28 protein-coding genes are annotated in these 14441 nt (G+C 50.6%); 27 read left to right on the top strand and 1 reads right to left on the bottom strand.

What is annotated here, in order from left to right:
- The first annotated feature begins 3 nt into the window (after positions 1-3).
- The 27 genes from rplD to ACWWJF_RS03295 all read left to right on the top strand — a co-directional run bounded on the left by rplD (position 4) and on the right by ACWWJF_RS03295 (position 13225).
- On the top strand, positions 4-609 hold the full coding sequence (rplD, locus tag ACWWJF_RS03425) for a 50S ribosomal protein L4 (RefSeq protein ID WP_455868683.1): 606 nt from the start codon (positions 4-6) through the stop codon (positions 607-609).
- Positions 606-908, top strand: coding sequence for a 50S ribosomal protein L23 (gene rplW / locus ACWWJF_RS03420; protein WP_195316357.1), 303 nt, complete (start codon positions 606-608; stop codon positions 906-908). The genes rplD and rplW overlap by 4 nt, the downstream gene beginning before the upstream one ends.
- Before the next feature lie 19 nt (positions 909-927).
- On the top strand, positions 928-1749 hold the full coding sequence (rplB, locus tag ACWWJF_RS03415) for a 50S ribosomal protein L2 (RefSeq protein ID WP_455868682.1): 822 nt from the start codon (positions 928-930) through the stop codon (positions 1747-1749).
- A gap of 16 nt (positions 1750-1765) precedes the next feature.
- A complete protein-coding gene (gene rpsS / locus ACWWJF_RS03410) occupies positions 1766-2044 on the top strand; it encodes a 30S ribosomal protein S19 (RefSeq protein WP_161133058.1) in 279 nt (92 codons plus the stop codon).
- 14 nt (positions 2045-2058) lie between these two features.
- The gene (gene rplV, locus ACWWJF_RS03405) at positions 2059-2391 is read left to right on the top strand and encodes a 50S ribosomal protein L22 (RefSeq protein WP_196908040.1); all 333 of its coding nucleotides are present in this window, start codon (positions 2059-2061) and stop codon (positions 2389-2391) included.
- Between the two features lie 17 nt (positions 2392-2408).
- Positions 2409-3110 carry a 30S ribosomal protein S3 gene (rpsC, locus tag ACWWJF_RS03400; protein WP_455868681.1) on the top strand — a complete coding sequence of 234 codons (702 nt, stop codon included), beginning with the start codon at positions 2409-2411 and terminating at the stop codon, positions 3108-3110.
- A gap of 12 nt (positions 3111-3122) precedes the next feature.
- Positions 3123-3533 (top strand): 50S ribosomal protein L16, encoded by a 411-nt coding sequence (gene rplP, locus ACWWJF_RS03395; protein ID WP_009111208.1) that lies wholly within the window; start codon positions 3123-3125, stop codon positions 3531-3533.
- The gene (gene rpmC / locus ACWWJF_RS03390; protein ID WP_024107517.1) at positions 3533-3724 is read left to right on the top strand and encodes a 50S ribosomal protein L29; all 192 of its coding nucleotides are present in this window, start codon (positions 3533-3535) and stop codon (positions 3722-3724) included. The genes rplP and rpmC overlap by 1 nt, the downstream gene beginning before the upstream one ends.
- Positions 3724-3978, top strand: coding sequence for a 30S ribosomal protein S17 (gene rpsQ / locus ACWWJF_RS03385; RefSeq protein ID WP_455868680.1), 255 nt, complete (start codon positions 3724-3726; stop codon positions 3976-3978). Before rpmC ends, rpsQ begins: the two co-directional genes overlap by 1 nt.
- Positions 3979-4165: 187 nt before the next feature.
- The gene (gene rplN, locus ACWWJF_RS03380; protein WP_023479426.1) at positions 4166-4537 is read left to right on the top strand and encodes a 50S ribosomal protein L14; all 372 of its coding nucleotides are present in this window, start codon (positions 4166-4168) and stop codon (positions 4535-4537) included.
- A 10-nt stretch (positions 4538-4547) separates the two neighbouring features.
- Positions 4548-4862 (top strand): 50S ribosomal protein L24, encoded by a 315-nt coding sequence (gene rplX, locus ACWWJF_RS03375; protein WP_222158733.1) that lies wholly within the window; start codon positions 4548-4550, stop codon positions 4860-4862.
- Positions 4863-4876: 14 nt separating this feature from the next.
- Positions 4877-5416, top strand: coding sequence for a 50S ribosomal protein L5 (gene rplE / locus ACWWJF_RS03370; RefSeq protein WP_455868679.1), 540 nt, complete (start codon positions 4877-4879; stop codon positions 5414-5416).
- A gap of 13 nt (positions 5417-5429) precedes the next feature.
- Positions 5430-5735, top strand: coding sequence for a 30S ribosomal protein S14 (rpsN, locus tag ACWWJF_RS03365; RefSeq protein ID WP_222158731.1), 306 nt, complete (start codon positions 5430-5432; stop codon positions 5733-5735).
- A 33-nt stretch (positions 5736-5768) separates the two neighbouring features.
- A complete protein-coding gene (rpsH, locus tag ACWWJF_RS03360; protein ID WP_222158730.1) occupies positions 5769-6161 on the top strand; it encodes a 30S ribosomal protein S8 in 393 nt (130 codons plus the stop codon).
- A 12-nt stretch (positions 6162-6173) separates the two neighbouring features.
- Entirely contained in the window at positions 6174-6707 is a 534-nt protein-coding gene (gene rplF, locus ACWWJF_RS03355; RefSeq protein ID WP_430360362.1) for a 50S ribosomal protein L6, read from the top strand.
- Positions 6708-6716: 9 nt separating this feature from the next.
- A complete protein-coding gene (gene rplR, locus ACWWJF_RS03350) occupies positions 6717-7070 on the top strand; it encodes a 50S ribosomal protein L18 (protein WP_080884204.1) in 354 nt (117 codons plus the stop codon).
- Positions 7071-7084: 14 nt separating this feature from the next.
- Positions 7085-7585 (top strand): 30S ribosomal protein S5, encoded by a 501-nt coding sequence (gene rpsE / locus ACWWJF_RS03345; protein ID WP_222158728.1) that lies wholly within the window; start codon positions 7085-7087, stop codon positions 7583-7585.
- Between the two features lie 6 nt (positions 7586-7591).
- Positions 7592-7771 (top strand): 50S ribosomal protein L30, encoded by a 180-nt coding sequence (gene rpmD, locus ACWWJF_RS03340; RefSeq protein WP_038016616.1) that lies wholly within the window; start codon positions 7592-7594, stop codon positions 7769-7771.
- A 3-nt stretch (positions 7772-7774) separates the two neighbouring features.
- Positions 7775-8209, top strand: coding sequence for a 50S ribosomal protein L15 (rplO, locus tag ACWWJF_RS03335; protein WP_455868678.1), 435 nt, complete (start codon positions 7775-7777; stop codon positions 8207-8209).
- Between the two features lie 7 nt (positions 8210-8216).
- Positions 8217-9548, top strand: a complete 1332-nt coding sequence (gene secY / locus ACWWJF_RS03330) for a preprotein translocase subunit SecY (RefSeq protein ID WP_222158726.1) — start codon at positions 8217-8219, stop codon at positions 9546-9548.
- A 32-nt stretch (positions 9549-9580) separates the two neighbouring features.
- Positions 9581-9697 carry a 50S ribosomal protein L36 gene (gene rpmJ / locus ACWWJF_RS03325; protein ID WP_002227352.1) on the top strand — a complete coding sequence of 39 codons (117 nt, stop codon included), beginning with the start codon at positions 9581-9583 and terminating at the stop codon, positions 9695-9697.
- Between the two features lie 146 nt (positions 9698-9843).
- The gene (gene rpsM / locus ACWWJF_RS03320; RefSeq protein ID WP_455868677.1) at positions 9844-10200 is read left to right on the top strand and encodes a 30S ribosomal protein S13; all 357 of its coding nucleotides are present in this window, start codon (positions 9844-9846) and stop codon (positions 10198-10200) included.
- 16 nt (positions 10201-10216) lie between these two features.
- On the top strand, positions 10217-10606 hold the full coding sequence (gene rpsK, locus ACWWJF_RS03315) for a 30S ribosomal protein S11 (RefSeq protein ID WP_002919257.1): 390 nt from the start codon (positions 10217-10219) through the stop codon (positions 10604-10606).
- 30 nt (positions 10607-10636) lie between these two features.
- Positions 10637-11257, top strand: coding sequence for a 30S ribosomal protein S4 (gene rpsD, locus ACWWJF_RS03310; RefSeq protein ID WP_195316370.1), 621 nt, complete (start codon positions 10637-10639; stop codon positions 11255-11257).
- Between the two features lie 25 nt (positions 11258-11282).
- Positions 11283-12272 carry a DNA-directed RNA polymerase subunit alpha gene (locus ACWWJF_RS03305; RefSeq protein WP_455868676.1) on the top strand — a complete coding sequence of 330 codons (990 nt, stop codon included), beginning with the start codon at positions 11283-11285 and terminating at the stop codon, positions 12270-12272.
- 40 nt (positions 12273-12312) lie between these two features.
- The gene (gene rplQ, locus ACWWJF_RS03300) at positions 12313-12705 is read left to right on the top strand and encodes a 50S ribosomal protein L17 (protein ID WP_455868675.1); all 393 of its coding nucleotides are present in this window, start codon (positions 12313-12315) and stop codon (positions 12703-12705) included.
- Between the two features lie 133 nt (positions 12706-12838).
- Entirely contained in the window at positions 12839-13225 is a 387-nt protein-coding gene (locus ACWWJF_RS03295) for a DnaJ family domain-containing protein (RefSeq protein WP_455868674.1), read from the top strand.
- A gap of 136 nt (positions 13226-13361) precedes the next feature.
- Here ACWWJF_RS03295 and ACWWJF_RS03290 read toward each other — a convergent pair whose 3' ends face one another.
- Positions 13362-14402, bottom strand: a complete 1041-nt coding sequence (locus ACWWJF_RS03290) for an IS481 family transposase (RefSeq protein ID WP_455868673.1) — start codon at positions 14400-14402, stop codon at positions 13362-13364.
- Positions 14403-14441: the final 39 nt, after the last annotated feature.

Raw genomic sequence — 14441 nt, 5'->3', positions numbered from 1 at the left:
GCAATGGAATTAGTATTGAAAGACGCGCAAAGCGCGCTGACTGTTTCCGAAACTACCTTCGGTCGTGATTTCAACGAAGCGCTGGTACACCAGGTTGTTGTTGCTTATGCAGCTGGTGACCGTCAAGGGACTCGTGCTCAGAAGACCCGTGCTGAAGTAACTGGTTCCGGTAAAAAACCGTGGCGTCAGAAAGGTACTGGCCGTGCGCGTTCAGGTTCTATCAAGAGCCCGATCTGGCGTTCCGGTGGTGTGACCTTTGCTGCCAAGCCTCAGGACCACAGTCAAAAAGTAAACAAAAAGATGTACCGCGGCGCGCTGAAAAGCATCCTGTCCGAGCTGGTACGTCAGGATCGTTTGATCGTTGTCGAGAAGTTCTCTGTTGAAGCACCGAAAACCAAGCTGCTGGCACAGAAACTGAAAGACCTGGCGCTGGACGACGTGCTGATCATCACCGGTGAACTGGATGAAAATCTGTTCCTGGCTGCACGCAACCTGTACAAGGTTGACGTACGTGATGTAGCAGGTATCGATCCGGTTAGCCTGATCGCCTTCGACAAAGTCGTAATGACGGCTGACGCTGTTAAGCAAGTTGAGGAGATGCTGGCATGATCCGTGAAGAACGTCTGCTTAAGGTGCTGACTGCACCTCACGTTTCTGAAAAAGCGTCTACTGCGATGGAAAAACACAACACCATCGTGCTCAAAGTTGCTAAAGACGCGACCAAAGCAGAAATCAAAGCTGCTGTGCAGAAACTGTTTGAAGTCGAAGTCAATGAAGTTCGTACCCTGCTGGTTAAAGGGAAAACGAAACGTCATGGACAGCGTATCGGTCGTCGTAGCGACTGGAAAAAAGCTTACGTCACCCTGAAAGAAGGCCAGAATCTGGACTTCATCGGCGGCGCAGAGTAAGTCGGAGGAGTAAAGAACAATGGCAATTGTTAAATGTAAACCGACATCTCCGGGTCGTCGCCACGTTGTTAAAGTGGTTAACCCTGAGCTGCACAAGGGCAAACCTTATGCCCCGTTGCTGGAAAAAAGCAGCAAATCCGGTGGCCGTAACAACAATGGCCGCATCACTACCCGTCATATCGGTGGTGGCCACAAACAGCAATACCGTATTGTTGACTTCAAACGTAACAAAGATGGTATCCCTGCTGTTGTAGAACGTTTGGAATATGATCCGAACCGTTCCGCCAACATCGCTCTGGTTCTGTACAAAGACGGCGAACGCCGTTACATCCTGGCGCCGAAAGGCCTGAAAGCCGGTGATCAGATCCAGTCTGGCGTTGATGCTGCTATCAAAGCTGGTAACACGTTGCCGATGCGCAATATTCCGGTCGGTTCCACCGTTCACAACGTGGAAATGAAGCCGGGTAAAGGCGGTCAGCTGGCGCGTTCTGCTGGTGCTTACGTGCAGATCGTTGCACGTGACGGCGCGTACGTGACCCTGCGTCTGCGTTCTGGTGAAATGCGTAAAGTCGAATCTGACTGCCGCGCTACGCTGGGCGAAGTAGGTAACGCTGAGCATATGCTGCGCGTTCTGGGTAAAGCTGGTGCTGCACGCTGGCGTGGTGTTCGTCCTACCGTTCGCGGTACGGCAATGAACCCAGTCGACCACCCGCACGGTGGTGGTGAAGGTCGTAACTTTGGTAAGCACCCGGTTTCACCGTGGGGCATTCAGACCAAAGGTAAGAAGACTCGCAGCAACAAGCGTACTGATAAATTCATCGTACGTCGCCGTACTAAATAATATTAGAGGATAAACCATGCCACGTTCTCTCAAGAAAGGTCCTTTTATTGACCTGCACTTGCTGAAGAAGGTAGAGAAAGCGGTGGAAAGCGGTGACAAGAAGCCTCTGCGCACTTGGTCCCGTCGTTCAACGATCTTTCCAACTATGATCGGTTTGACCATCGCTGTCCATAATGGTCGTCAGCACGTTCCGGTGTTTGTTTCCGATGAAATGGTCGGTCACAAACTGGGTGAATTCGCGCCGACTCGTACTTATCGCGGCCACGCGGCTGATAAAAAAGCCAAGAAAAAATAAGGTAGGAGGAAGAGATGGAAACTATCGCTAAACATCTTCATGCTCGTTCTTCTGCTCAAAAGGTTCGCCTGGTGGCTGACCTGATTCGCGGTAAGAAAGTGTCGCAAGCTCTGGAAATTCTGACCTACACCAACAAGAAAGCTGCTGGTCTGGTTAAAAAAGTACTGGAGTCTGCCATTGCCAACGCAGAGCACAACGATGGCGCTGACATTGATGATCTGAAAGTTGCGAAAATCTTCGTAGACGAAGGCCCGAGCATGAAGCGCATTATGCCGCGTGCTAAAGGTCGTGCGGATCGCATCCTGAAGCGTACCAGCCACATTTCTGTGGTTGTGTCCGATCGCTGAGACTCTGGAGACTAGCAATGGGTCAGAAAGTACATCCTAATGGTATTCGCCTGGGTATTGTCAAACCTTGGAACTCTACCTGGTATGCGAATACCAAAGAATTCGCTGACAACCTGGACAGCGATTTTAAAGTTCGTAAATACCTGACGAAAGAACTGGAGAAAGCCTCCGTCTCTCGTATCGTTATCGAACGTCCGGCCAAGAGCATCCGTGTGACCATTCACACCGTTCGTCCGGGCATCGTTATCGGTAAAAAAGGTGAAGATGTTGAAAAACTGCGCAAAGTCGTAGCGGATATCGCTGGCGTCCCTGCACAGATCAACATCGCGGAAGTTCGCAAGCCGGAACTGGACGCGAAACTGGTTGCTGACAGCATCACTTCTCAGCTGGAACGTCGTGTGATGTTCCGTCGTGCGATGAAGCGTGCCGTTCAGAACGCCATGCGTCTGGGTGCCAAGGGCATTAAAGTTGAAGTCAGTGGCCGCCTGGGCGGTGCTGAAATCGCACGTACCGAATGGTACCGCGAAGGTCGCGTTCCGTTGCACACGCTGCGTGCGGATATCGACTACAACACGTCCGAAGCACACACCACTTACGGTGTTATCGGTGTGAAAGTGTGGATCTTCAAAGGTGAGATCCTGGGTGGTATGGCTGCCGTTGAACAACCGGAAAAACCGGCTGCTCAACCTAAAAAGCAGCAGCGTAAAGGCCGCAAGTAAGGAGAGTCGCTGATGTTACAACCAAAGCGTACAAAATTCCGTAAGATGCACAAAGGCCGTAACCGCGGTCTGGCTGCCGGTACGGATGTCAGCTTCGGTACTTTCGGTCTGAAAGCTGTTGGTCGTGGTCGCCTGACCGCTCGCCAAATCGAAGCTGCACGTCGTGCCATGACCCGTGCTGTTAAGCGTCAAGGTAAAATTTGGATCCGAGTATTCCCGGACAAACCAATTACCGAGAAACCGCTTGAAGTACGTATGGGTAAAGGTAAAGGTAACGTGGAATATTGGGTTGCCTTGATTCAGCCAGGTAAAGTCCTGTACGAAATGGACGGTGTGCCGGAAGAGTTAGCCCGTGAGGCATTCCAACTGGCAGCAGCGAAACTGCCGATCAAAACCACCTTTGTAACTAAGACGGTGATGTAATGAAAGCAAATGAGCTGCGTGAAAAGAGCGTTGAAGAGCTGAACACCGAGCTGCTCGAACTGCTGCGCGAGCAATTTAACTTGCGTATGCAAGCGGCCAGTGGTCAGTTGCAACAGACTCACCTGGTAAAACAAGTGCGTCGCAATATTGCACGTGTTAAGACTTTACTGACTCAGAAGGCGGGTGCGTAATGAGCGATAATATCCGTACTCTGCAAGGTCGTGTTGTGAGCGACAAAATGGAGAAATCCATGGTTGTTGCAATCGAACGTTTTGTGAAACACCCGCTGTATGGGAAATTCATCAAACGTACGACCAAACTGCACGTACATGATGAGAACAACGAATGCGGTATCGGTGACGTGATTGAAATCCGCGAATGCCGTCCGCTGTCCAAAACTAAGTCTTGGACGTTGGTTCGCGTTGTAGAGAAAGCGATTCTGTAATACAGTATTGCTCTTCTTGAAAACGATAAACGGCTCTGCAAAGGGCCGTTTATTTTTTCTACACTTGGTCGAAAAGCGGTGTTATAATACTGCGCCCTCGATTCTTGGGTATTAATGACCCGTAAGGGTTCTAAAAACGACCCGTAAGGGTTTGAAAAGTAGTAGTTGACATTAGCGGAGCACTAAAATGATCCAAGAACAGACTATGCTGAACGTGGCCGATAACTCCGGTGCACGTCGCGTAATGTGTATCAAGGTTCTAGGTGGCTCGCACCGTCGCTACGCAGGCGTCGGCGATATCATCAAAATTACCATCAAGGAAGCAATTCCTCGCGGTAAGGTGAAGAAAGGCGATGTTCTGAAGGCGGTTGTTGTGCGCACCAAGAAGGGTGTTCGTCGCCCGGACGGTTCTGTCATTCGCTTCGATGGCAATGCATGCGTTATTCTGAACAATAACAGCGAGCAGCCTATCGGTACGCGTATTTTTGGGCCGGTAACTCGTGAACTGCGTTCTGAAAAGTTCATGAAAATTATCTCTCTGGCACCAGAAGTACTCTAAGGAGCGAACCATGGCAGCGAAAATCCGTCGTGATGACGAAGTTATCGTGCTGACCGGCAAAGATAAAGGTAAGCGCGGTAAAGTTAAGAATGTTCTGTCTTCCAGCAAGATCGTTGTTGAAGGTATCAATCTGGTTAAGAAACATCAGAAGCCGGTTCCGGCCCTGAACCAACCGGGTGGCATCGTTGAAAAAGAAGCTGCAATCCAGCTTTCCAACGTTGCACTGTTCAATGCGGCAACTGGCAAGGCTGACCGTGTAGGCTTTAGATTCGAAGACGGCAAAAAAGTCCGTTTCTTTAAATCTACTAGCGAAACTATCAAGTAATTTGGAGTAGTACGATGGCGAAACTGCATGATTACTACAAAGACGAAGCGGTTAGCAAACTGATGACTCAGTTTAGCTACAATTCTGTCATGCAAGTCCCTCGGGTCGAGAAGATCACCCTGAATATGGGTGTTGGTGAAGCGATCGCTGACAAGAAGCTGCTGGATAACGCCGCAGCCGATCTGGCAGCTATCTCCGGTCAAAAACCGCTGATCACCAAAGCACGCAAATCTGTTGCAGGCTTCAAAATCCGCCAGGGCTATCCGATCGGCTGTAAAGTAACTCTGCGTGGCGAACGCATGTGGGAGTTCCTTGAGCGCCTGATTTCGATTGCTGTACCGCGTATTCGTGACTTCCGCGGTCTGTCTGCCAAGTCCTTCGATGGCCGTGGCAACTACAGCATGGGCGTGCGTGAGCAGATCATCTTCCCGGAAATCGACTATGACAAAGTCGATCGCGTTCGTGGTTTGGACATTACCATTACCACCACTGCGAAATCCGATGATGAAGGCCGCGCGCTGCTGGCCGCCTTTAACTTCCCGTTCCGCAAGTAAGGTAGGGTTACTAATGGCTAAGCAATCCATGAAAGCACGCGAAGTCAAACGCGTGAAATTGGCTAATAAATTCTTTGCTAAACGCATTGAATTGAAAGCTATCATCTCCAATGTGAACTCATCCGACGAAGATCGTTGGGATGCTGTTCTCAAGCTGCAGACTCTGCCGCGTGATTCCAGCCCGTCCCGTCAGCGTAACCGCTGCCGCCAGACAGGTCGTCCGCACGCTTTCCTGCGGAAGTTCGGGTTGAGCCGTATCAAGGTCCGTGAAGCCGCCATGCGCGGTGAAATTCCGGGTCTGAAAAAGGCTAGCTGGTAATTGTCACCAATTGAATCACGGGAGTAAAGACAGATGAGCATGCAAGATCCGATCGCAGACATGCTGACCCGTATACGCAACGGTCAGGCCGCGAACAAAGTTGCGATAACCATGCCTTCCTCCAAGCTGAAAGTGGCAATCGCCAAAGTGCTTAAGGAAGAAGGTTATATTCAAGATTACAAAATCGAAGGCGACACCAAGCCTGAACTGGAAATTTCTCTGAAATACTTCCAGGGCAAGGCAGTGGTAGAAAGCATTCAGCGTATCAGCCGCCCAAGTCTGCGCATCTATAAGAAAAAAGATGAACTGCCGAAAGTTATGGCTGGTTTAGGAATCGCGGTTGTTTCTACCTCTAAAGGTGTTATGACTGATCGTGCAGCGCGCCAGGCTGGTCTTGGTGGCGAGATTATCTGCTACGTAGCTTAATCGGAGGAAAGAATGTCTCGTGTTGCAAAAGCACCCGTCGTCATTCCTGCCGGCGTAGAGGTAAAACTCAACGGTCAGGTTATTTCGATCAAGGGTAAAAACGGCGAGCTGACTCGTACCATCAACGATGCTGTTGAAGTTACTGTGGCTGACAACGCTCTGACTTTCGCTCCGCGCGAAGGTTTTTCAGACGGTTGGGCACAGGCAGGCACCGCGCGTGCACTGCTGAACGCAGTCGTTATCGGTGTTACCGAAGGCTTCACCAAGAAGCTTCAACTGGTTGGCGTAGGTTACCGTGCCGCAGTTAAAGGCAATGTCGTGAATTTGTCTCTGGGGTACTCACACCCGATTGACCACGCGCTGCCGGCTGGTATCACAGCTGAATGCCCGACTCAAACTGAAATCGTACTGAAAGGTGCTGATAAGCAGGTTATCGGTCAGGTTGCAGCTGATCTGCGCGCTTACCGTCGTCCTGAGCCTTACAAAGGCAAGGGTGTCCGTTACGCCGACGAAGTCGTGCGTATCAAAGAGGCTAAGAAGAAGTAAGGTAACACTATGGATAAGAAATCAGCTCGTATCCGTCGTGCAACCCGCGCACGTCGCAAACTCCAGGAATTGGGAGCGACTCGCCTGGTGGTACATCGTACCCCTCGCCATATTTATGCGCAGGTTATCGCACCGAACGGTTCTGAAATCCTGGTAGCCGCTTCTACTGTAGAAAAAGCTATCGCAGAACAACTGAAGTACACCGGCAACAAAGATGCCGCTGCTGCTGTAGGTAAAGCAGTCGCTGAGCGCGCATTGGAAAAAGGCATTAAAGATGTGTCCTTTGACCGTTCTGGGTTCCAATATCATGGTCGCGTCCAGGCACTGGCAGATGCTGCTCGTGAAGCTGGCCTTCAGTTCTAAGGTAGAGGTGTAAGATGGCACACATCGAAAAACAAGCTGGCGAACTGCAGGAAAAGCTGATCGCGGTAAATCGCGTATCTAAAACCGTTAAAGGTGGTCGTATTTTCAGCTTCACCGCACTGACTGTAGTGGGTGATGGCAACGGTCGCGTTGGTTTTGGTTACGGGAAAGCGCGTGAAGTTCCGGCAGCAATCCAGAAAGCGATGGAAAAAGCCCGTCGCAACATGTTGAATGTCGCGCTGAATGGCGGCACCCTGCAGCACCCGGTTAAAGGTGCTCACACTGGGTCTCGCGTATTCATGCAGCCTGCTTCCGAAGGTACCGGTATCATCGCCGGCGGTGCAATGCGCGCCGTTCTGGAAGTTGCTGGGGTTCATAACGTATTGGCTAAAGCCTATGGTTCCACCAACCCGATTAACGTGGTTCGTGCAACTATCGATGGCTTGGCTAATATGAATTCCCCGGAAATGGTTGCTGCCAAGCGTGGCAAATCCGTTGACGACATTCTGGGATAATTGACCATGGCTAAGACTATTAAAATTACTCAAACCCGTAGTGCAATCGGTCGTCTGCCGAAACATAAGGCAACGCTGCTTGGCCTGGGTCTGCGTCGTATTGGTCATACCGTTGAGCGTGAAGATACGCCTGCTGTACGTGGTATGGTCAACGCGGTTTACTACATGGTTAAAGTGGAGGAGTAACAGATGCGTTTGAATACTCTGTCTCCGGCCGAAGGCGCGAAGCACGCGCCGAAGCGTTTAGGTCGTGGTATCGGTTCTGGCCTCGGTAAAACCGGCGGTCGTGGTCACAAAGGTCAGAAGTCTCGTTCTGGCGGTGGCGTACGTCGTGGGTTCGAAGGTGGTCAGATGCCGTTGTATCGTCGTCTGCCGAAATTCGGCTTTACCTCTCGCAAAGCGATGATCACAGCGGAAATCCGTCTGTCCGATTTGGCTCGCGTAGATGGCGACATCGTTGACCTGAACACGCTGAAGGCTGCTAACGTTATCGGCGTTCAGATCGAGTTCGCGAAAGTGATCCTGTCTGGTGAAGTATCCCGTCCGGTAACGATTCGTGGTCTGCGTGTGACCAAAGGCGCGCGTGCTGCTATCGAAGCTGCTGGCGGTAAAATTGAGGAATAAGTAGCAGATGGCTAAGCAACCAGGATTAGATTTTCAAAGTGCTAAGGGTGGCGTTGGCGAGCTGAAACGCAGACTGCTGTTTGTAATCGGCGCGCTTATCGTTTTCCGTATCGGCTCTTTTATTCCGATCCCTGGTATTGATGCCACTGTGCTTGCCAAATTGCTCGAACAACAGCGTGGCACCATCATTGAAATGTTCAACATGTTCTCTGGTGGTGCTCTCAGCCGTGCTTCTATCTTTGCGCTGGGTATTATGCCGTACATTTCGGCCTCTATCATTATCCAGCTGCTGACGGTGGTTCACCCCACGTTGGCGGAAATCAAGAAAGAGGGGGAGGCTGGCCGTCGCAAGATTAGCCAGTACACCCGTTACGGTACGTTAGTACTGGCCATATTTCAGTCAATCGGTATTGCTACCGGTTTACCGAATATGCCAGGAATGCAGGGCCTGGTGATTAATCCGGGCTTTGCATTTTACTTTACGGCTGTTGTAAGTCTGGTGACCGGGACCATGTTCCTGATGTGGCTGGGCGAACAGATTACTGAGCGCGGTATCGGTAACGGTATATCTATCTTGATCTTTGCGGGTATCGTTGCGGGCTTACCGCCGGCAATTGCCCACACTATCGAGCAAGCTCGGCAAGGCGACCTGCACTTCCTCGTGCTGCTGTTGGTTGCAGTTTTAGTGTTTGCAGTAACCTTCTTCGTTGTTTTCATTGAGCGTGGCCAACGTCGTATCGTCGTTAACTACGCAAAGCGTCAGCAAGGTCGTCGGGTTTATGCAGCACAGAGTACGCACTTACCGCTGAAAGTGAACATGGCAGGGGTTATCCCGGCAATTTTCGCCTCCAGCATCATCCTGTTCCCTGCGACGATTGCATCGTGGTTTGGGGGCGGTACCGGTTGGAACTGGCTGACAACTATTTCGATGTATTTGCAGCCCGGACAACCGCTTTATGTGCTACTCTATGCGACTGCAATCATCTTCTTCTGTTTCTTCTACACGGCGTTGGTTTTCAACCCGCGCGAAACAGCAGATAACCTGAAGAAGTCCGGTGCATTCGTGCCAGGAATTCGTCCGGGAGAGCAAACGGCGAAATACATCGATAAGGTGATGACCCGCCTGACTCTGGTCGGCGCAATGTACATTACCTTTATCTGCCTTATCCCGGAGTTCATGCGTGATGCGATGAAGGTTCCCTTCTATTTTGGGGGTACATCCCTGTTGATCGTCGTCGTGGTCATCATGGACTTTATGGCTCAAGTGCAAACTCTGATGATGTCAAGTCAGTATGAGTCTGCATTGAAGAAAGCAAATCTTAAAGGCTATAACCGCTAATTGGGTTGCTTGAGAAGTTACGGAGAGTAAAAATGAAAGTTCGTGCTTCCGTCAAGAAATTATGTCGTAACTGCAAAATCGTTAAGCGTAACGGTGTCGTTCGTGTGATTTGCAGCGCCGAGCCGAAGCATAAACAGCGCCAAGGCTGATTATCTCGCATATTTTTCTTGCAAAGTTGGATTGAGCTGGCTAGATTAGCCAGCCAATCTTTTGTATGTCTGTGCGTTTCCATTTGAGTATCCTGAAAACGGGCTTTTCAGCATGGAGCGTACATATTGAATAATAGGAGTGCATAGTGGCCCGTATAGCAGGCATTAACATTCCTGATCAGAAACATGCCGTGATCGCGTTAACCTCGATCTATGGCGTCGGTAAGACTCGTTCCAAGGCCATTTGTGCTGCGGCGGGTATTACTGAAGATGTTAAGATCAGTGAGCTGTCTGAAGAGCAAATCGAAACGCTGCGTGTAGAAGTTGCCAAATTCGTTGTCGAAGGTGATCTGCGCCGTGAAATCAGCATGAGCATCAAGCGCCTGATGGACCTTGGTTGCTATCGCGGTTTGCGTCATCGTCGTGCTCTGCCAGTGCGCGGTCAGCGTACTAAGACCAACGCCCGTACCCGTAAGGGTCCGCGCAAACCGATCAAGAAATAATCGGGGTGATTGAATAATGGCAAAAGCACCTATTCGTGCACGTAAGCGTGTAAGAAAACAAGTTTCTGACGGTGTGGCTCATATCCATGCTTCTTTTAACAACACCATCGTGACCATTACCGATCGTCAGGGTAACGCGCTGGGTTGGGCAACAGCCGGTGGTTCCGGTTTCCGTGGTTCTCGTAAATCTACGCCGTTCGCCGCTCAGGTAGCTGCTGAACGTTGCGCTGAAGCCGTGAAAGAATACGGTATCAAGAACTTGGAAGTTATGGTTAAAGGACCTGGTCCGGGCCGTGAGTCTACTATCCGCGCTCTGAACGCGGCTGGTTTCCGCATCACTAATATTACTGATGTGACTCCGATCCCCCATAACGGTTGTCGTCCGCCGAAAAAGCGTCGCGTATAACGCCGCTTTTAGGATAGTTGGAGAAAGAAAATGGCTAGATATTTGGGTCCTAAGCTCAAGCTGAGCCGTCGTGAAGGCACCGACCTGTTCCTTAAGTCCGGTGTTCGCGCGATCGATTCCAAGTGTAAGATCGAACAAGGCCCTGGTCAGCACGGTGCGCGTAAACCGCGTCTGTCTGATTATGGCGTGCAGTTGCGTGAAAAACAAAAAGTTCGCCGTATCTACGGTGTTCTGGAGCGTCAATTCCGTAACTACTATAAAGAAGCTGCTCGTCTGAAAGGCAACACAGGTGCAAACCTGCTACAACTGCTGGAAGGACGTCTGGATAACGTGGTTTATCGTATGGGCTTCGGCGCCACTCGTGCGGAAGCGCGTCAGTTGGTAAGCCACAAAGCTGTTATGGTAAACGGTCGCGTTGTCAGCATCGCTTCTTATCAGGTATCACCGAATGATGTCGTCAGCATCCGTGAGAAAGCTAAAAAGCAATCTCGCGTGAAAGCAGCATTGGAGCTGGCTGAACAGCGTGAAAAGCCGACTTGGCTGGAAGTTGATGCTGCCAAGATGGAAGGTGTGTTCAAACGTATTCCTGAACGTACCGATCTGTCTGCGGACATTAATGAACACCTGATCGTCGAGCTTTACTCCAAGTAAAGCTTAGTACCAAAGAGAGGACACAATGCAGGGTTCTGTGACAGAGTTTCTAAAACCGCGCCTGGTCGATATCGAGCAAGTCAGTTCGACGCACGCCAAGGTGACCCTTGAGCCGTTAGAGCGTGGTTTCGGCCATACGCTTGGCAACGCACTGCGCCGTATTCTGCTTTCATCCATGCCAGGTTGCGCGGTGACCGAGGTTGATATTGATGGTGTACTGCACGAGTACAGCACCAAAGAAGGCGTACAGGAAGATATCCTGGAAATCCTGCTCAACCTGAAAGGGCTGACGGTGAAAGTTCAAGGTAAAGATGAAGTTATCCTTTCCCTGAATAAATCTGGCATTGGCCCTGTGACTGCAGCAGACATCACCCATGATGGTGATGTCGAAATCGTCAAGCCGCAGCACGTGATCTGCCATCTGACCGATGAAAACGCAGCTATTAGCATGCGTATCAAAGTTCAACGTGGTCGTGGTTATGTGCCGGCTTCTGCCCGTATTCATACGGAAGAAGATGAGCGCCCGATTGGCCGTTTGTTGGTCGATGCTTGCTACAGCCCGGTAGAGCGTATTGCCTACAATGTTGAAGCAGCTCGTGTTGAACAACGTACCGACCTGGACAAGCTGGTCATCGAAATGGAAACCAATGGCACGATCGATCCTGAAGAGGCGATCCGCCGTGCGGCAACCATTCTGGCTGAACAACTGGAAGCTTTTGTTGATTTACGTGATGTACGTCAGCCTGAAGTGAAAGAAGAGAAACCTGAATTCGATCCGATCCTGCTGCGCCCTGTTGACGATCTGGAATTGACTGTCCGCTCTGCTAACTGCCTCAAGGCAGAAGCTATCCACTACATCGGTGATCTGGTACAGCGTACCGAGGTTGAATTGCTGAAAACGCCTAACCTGGGTAAAAAATCTCTTACCGAGATTAAAGATGTGCTCGCCTCACGTGGTCTTTCTCTGGGCATGCGCCTGGAAAACTGGCCGCCGGCAAGCATTGCTGATGAATAACCCGGTCACAGGTTAAGGTTTTACTGAGAAGGATAAGGTCATGCGCCATCGTAAGTGTGGTCGTCAACTGAACCGTAACAGCAGCCATCGTCAGGCTATGTTCCGTAACATGGCTGGTTCTTTGGTTAGTCATGAGATCATCAAGACGACCCTGCCAAAAGCAAAAGAGCTGCGCCGTGTTGTTGAACCGCTGATTACTCTTGCCAAGACCGACAGCGTTGCTAATCGTCGTCTGGCATTCGCCCGTACTCGTGATAACGAGATCGTGGCAAAACTGTTTAATGAACTGGGCCCGCGTTTCGCGAGCCGTGCCGGTGGTTACACTCGCATTCTGAAGTGTGGCTTCCGTGCAGGCGACAACGCGCCGATGGCTTACATCGAGCTGGTTGATCGTTCAGTTGCACAAGCAGAAGAAACCGCTGCTGCTGAGTAATCATCAGCTGTGGGTTAAAAAAACCGGGGCAACCCGGTTTTTTTACGTCTATTGTTTAGCAAATGGCGGCTTTGTTAACGTATCACGTTTGCCAAGAGCACCGTTTGCTTGAGACGTTTTTGAAGGAGGGAACATGTGGTGGATTGATGCGATGTGCGAGCGTCATATCCAGACGGCACAGCAAGCGGGTGAGTTTGATAATCTTCCCGGTGCGGGAAAGCCCCTGCAACTTGACGATGATAGCGCTGTACCCGAAGATCTGCGCACGGGATACCGTTTACTGAAGAATGCGGGCTATCTGCCGCCGGAATTGGCATTGCGTAAAGATGCCCTGACGCTACGCGATTTGCTCGCCAATACGCTCCCTGAATCGGAAGCGCATGAAAACCTGTGTCGTCGGCTACGCATGCTGGAACTTAACCTGCAACAGAAAGGGATGAGTACCGATTTTTTACACGGTGAATATGCCGATCGCTTGCACAGTACGTTTTCTGGTGAAAGAATAGCGCCCGCAAAATAGGCTAACGCGGCAAGCGTTGGCGCGTGGCGATGAATCGGATTAACAATGTAACCAAGAGAGATGTGATGAGCACTTATCTGTATTAGCTCAGACCTGATCTGACAGTTACCGGTTATTTATACAGGTGTCTGTCAGATTAAATCTGGTTCAGATTTTTTTCTGCCCAGACTCGTTTACCATCAAGTAACGTGGCCATTGGCGTACGCCCGCAGCACATTTTACCCTGATGAGTTCGCTCATTATTGTAATGCCACAACCAGTTGTCCAGATCCTTTTGTAGACTTTCTAGGTCCTCGTATAACGTCTTACGGAACGCAACCTGATAAAAATCCTGCAAAATAGTTTTATGGAAGCGCTCGCAGATACCGTTTGTCTGCGGAGACATCGCTTTCGTTTTCGTATGGTCTATATCGTTGATAGCCAAGTACAGCTGATAGTCATGTTGTTCCACTTTACCGCAGTACTCCGTCCCCCTGTCCGTCAGTATTCTTAGCATTGGCAGCCCCTGAGCTTCGTAGAACGGCAGCACGCGATCATTGAGCAGGTCGGCGGCAGAGATCGGTGCTTTACTCGTGTAAAGCTTGCAGTGCGCCACTTTCGAGTACGTATCCACGAACGTCTGCTGGTAGATACGGCCAACACCTTTCAGATTACCCACGTAGAAGGTGTCCTGCGACCCCAGATAACCCGGGTGAGCAGTCTCTATTTCACCACAGGCTTCGTCGTCGTGCGCCTTCTTCTCCAGTGCAGCGATTTGAGCATCAGTAAGTACAATGCCTTCTCTGGCAACTTTTTCCTCAAGTGCCTTCAGGCGCTTACGAAAGTTTTCCAGATCGTGTCGTTGCCAGATGGAGCGCACACCGCTGCCAGAAATGAAGACGCCTTTTTTACGCAGCTGATTACTGGTCCGGTGCTGGCCATGAGCCGGGAACTCAATGGCGTAATCAACAACCGCACGTTCAGTGGCTTCATCAGCACGGTTTTTCAGGTTGGGAACCCGGCGGTTTTGGTTAACCAGAGCGTCAATGCCGCCTTCTGCCGCCAGTTCCTGATAGCGATAAAACGTGTCGCGTGACACACCCATGATTTTACAGGCTTTTGATACGTTACCGAGTTCTTCGGCGAGATTGAGCAGGCCGGCTTTGTGTTTGATGATGGGATTGTTAGTATGAAGCATGAGAGTTACCTCGTGTTTTGTATAAGGATTCGACACCCA

The organism is Symbiopectobacterium sp. Eva_TO (genome assembly GCF_053848865.1).
The sequence above is the reverse complement of the archived record's forward strand: the minus strand, read 5'-3'. Positions and strand labels throughout refer to the sequence as shown.

Coding starts and splice junctions, on each gene's coding strand:
- rplD (WP_455868683.1), top strand. CDS start 4: ATGGAATTAGTATTGAAAGACGCGCAAAGCGCGCTGACTGTTTCCGAA.
- rplW (WP_195316357.1), top strand. CDS start 606: ATGATCCGTGAAGAACGTCTGCTTAAGGTGCTGACTGCACCTCACGTT.
- rplB (WP_455868682.1), top strand. CDS start 928: ATGGCAATTGTTAAATGTAAACCGACATCTCCGGGTCGTCGCCACGTT.
- rpsS (WP_161133058.1), top strand. CDS start 1,766: ATGCCACGTTCTCTCAAGAAAGGTCCTTTTATTGACCTGCACTTGCTG.
- rplV (WP_196908040.1), top strand. CDS start 2,059: ATGGAAACTATCGCTAAACATCTTCATGCTCGTTCTTCTGCTCAAAAG.
- rpsC (WP_455868681.1), top strand. CDS start 2,409: ATGGGTCAGAAAGTACATCCTAATGGTATTCGCCTGGGTATTGTCAAA.
- rplP (WP_009111208.1), top strand. CDS start 3,123: ATGTTACAACCAAAGCGTACAAAATTCCGTAAGATGCACAAAGGCCGT.
- rpmC (WP_024107517.1), top strand. CDS start 3,533: ATGAAAGCAAATGAGCTGCGTGAAAAGAGCGTTGAAGAGCTGAACACC.
- rpsQ (WP_455868680.1), top strand. CDS start 3,724: ATGAGCGATAATATCCGTACTCTGCAAGGTCGTGTTGTGAGCGACAAA.
- rplN (WP_023479426.1), top strand. CDS start 4,166: ATGATCCAAGAACAGACTATGCTGAACGTGGCCGATAACTCCGGTGCA.
- rplX (WP_222158733.1), top strand. CDS start 4,548: ATGGCAGCGAAAATCCGTCGTGATGACGAAGTTATCGTGCTGACCGGC.
- rplE (WP_455868679.1), top strand. CDS start 4,877: ATGGCGAAACTGCATGATTACTACAAAGACGAAGCGGTTAGCAAACTG.
- rpsN (WP_222158731.1), top strand. CDS start 5,430: ATGGCTAAGCAATCCATGAAAGCACGCGAAGTCAAACGCGTGAAATTG.
- rpsH (WP_222158730.1), top strand. CDS start 5,769: ATGAGCATGCAAGATCCGATCGCAGACATGCTGACCCGTATACGCAAC.
- rplF (WP_430360362.1), top strand. CDS start 6,174: ATGTCTCGTGTTGCAAAAGCACCCGTCGTCATTCCTGCCGGCGTAGAG.
- rplR (WP_080884204.1), top strand. CDS start 6,717: ATGGATAAGAAATCAGCTCGTATCCGTCGTGCAACCCGCGCACGTCGC.
- rpsE (WP_222158728.1), top strand. CDS start 7,085: ATGGCACACATCGAAAAACAAGCTGGCGAACTGCAGGAAAAGCTGATC.
- rpmD (WP_038016616.1), top strand. CDS start 7,592: ATGGCTAAGACTATTAAAATTACTCAAACCCGTAGTGCAATCGGTCGT.
- rplO (WP_455868678.1), top strand. CDS start 7,775: ATGCGTTTGAATACTCTGTCTCCGGCCGAAGGCGCGAAGCACGCGCCG.
- secY (WP_222158726.1), top strand. CDS start 8,217: ATGGCTAAGCAACCAGGATTAGATTTTCAAAGTGCTAAGGGTGGCGTT.
- rpmJ (WP_002227352.1), top strand. CDS start 9,581: ATGAAAGTTCGTGCTTCCGTCAAGAAATTATGTCGTAACTGCAAAATC.
- rpsK (WP_002919257.1), top strand. CDS start 10,217: ATGGCAAAAGCACCTATTCGTGCACGTAAGCGTGTAAGAAAACAAGTT.
- rpsD (WP_195316370.1), top strand. CDS start 10,637: ATGGCTAGATATTTGGGTCCTAAGCTCAAGCTGAGCCGTCGTGAAGGC.
- ACWWJF_RS03305 (WP_455868676.1), top strand. CDS start 11,283: ATGCAGGGTTCTGTGACAGAGTTTCTAAAACCGCGCCTGGTCGATATC.
- rplQ (WP_455868675.1), top strand. CDS start 12,313: ATGCGCCATCGTAAGTGTGGTCGTCAACTGAACCGTAACAGCAGCCAT.
- ACWWJF_RS03295 (WP_455868674.1), top strand. CDS start 12,839: ATGTGGTGGATTGATGCGATGTGCGAGCGTCATATCCAGACGGCACAG.
- ACWWJF_RS03290 (WP_455868673.1), bottom strand. CDS start 14,402: ATGCTTCATACTAACAATCCCATCATCAAACACAAAGCCGGCCTGCTC.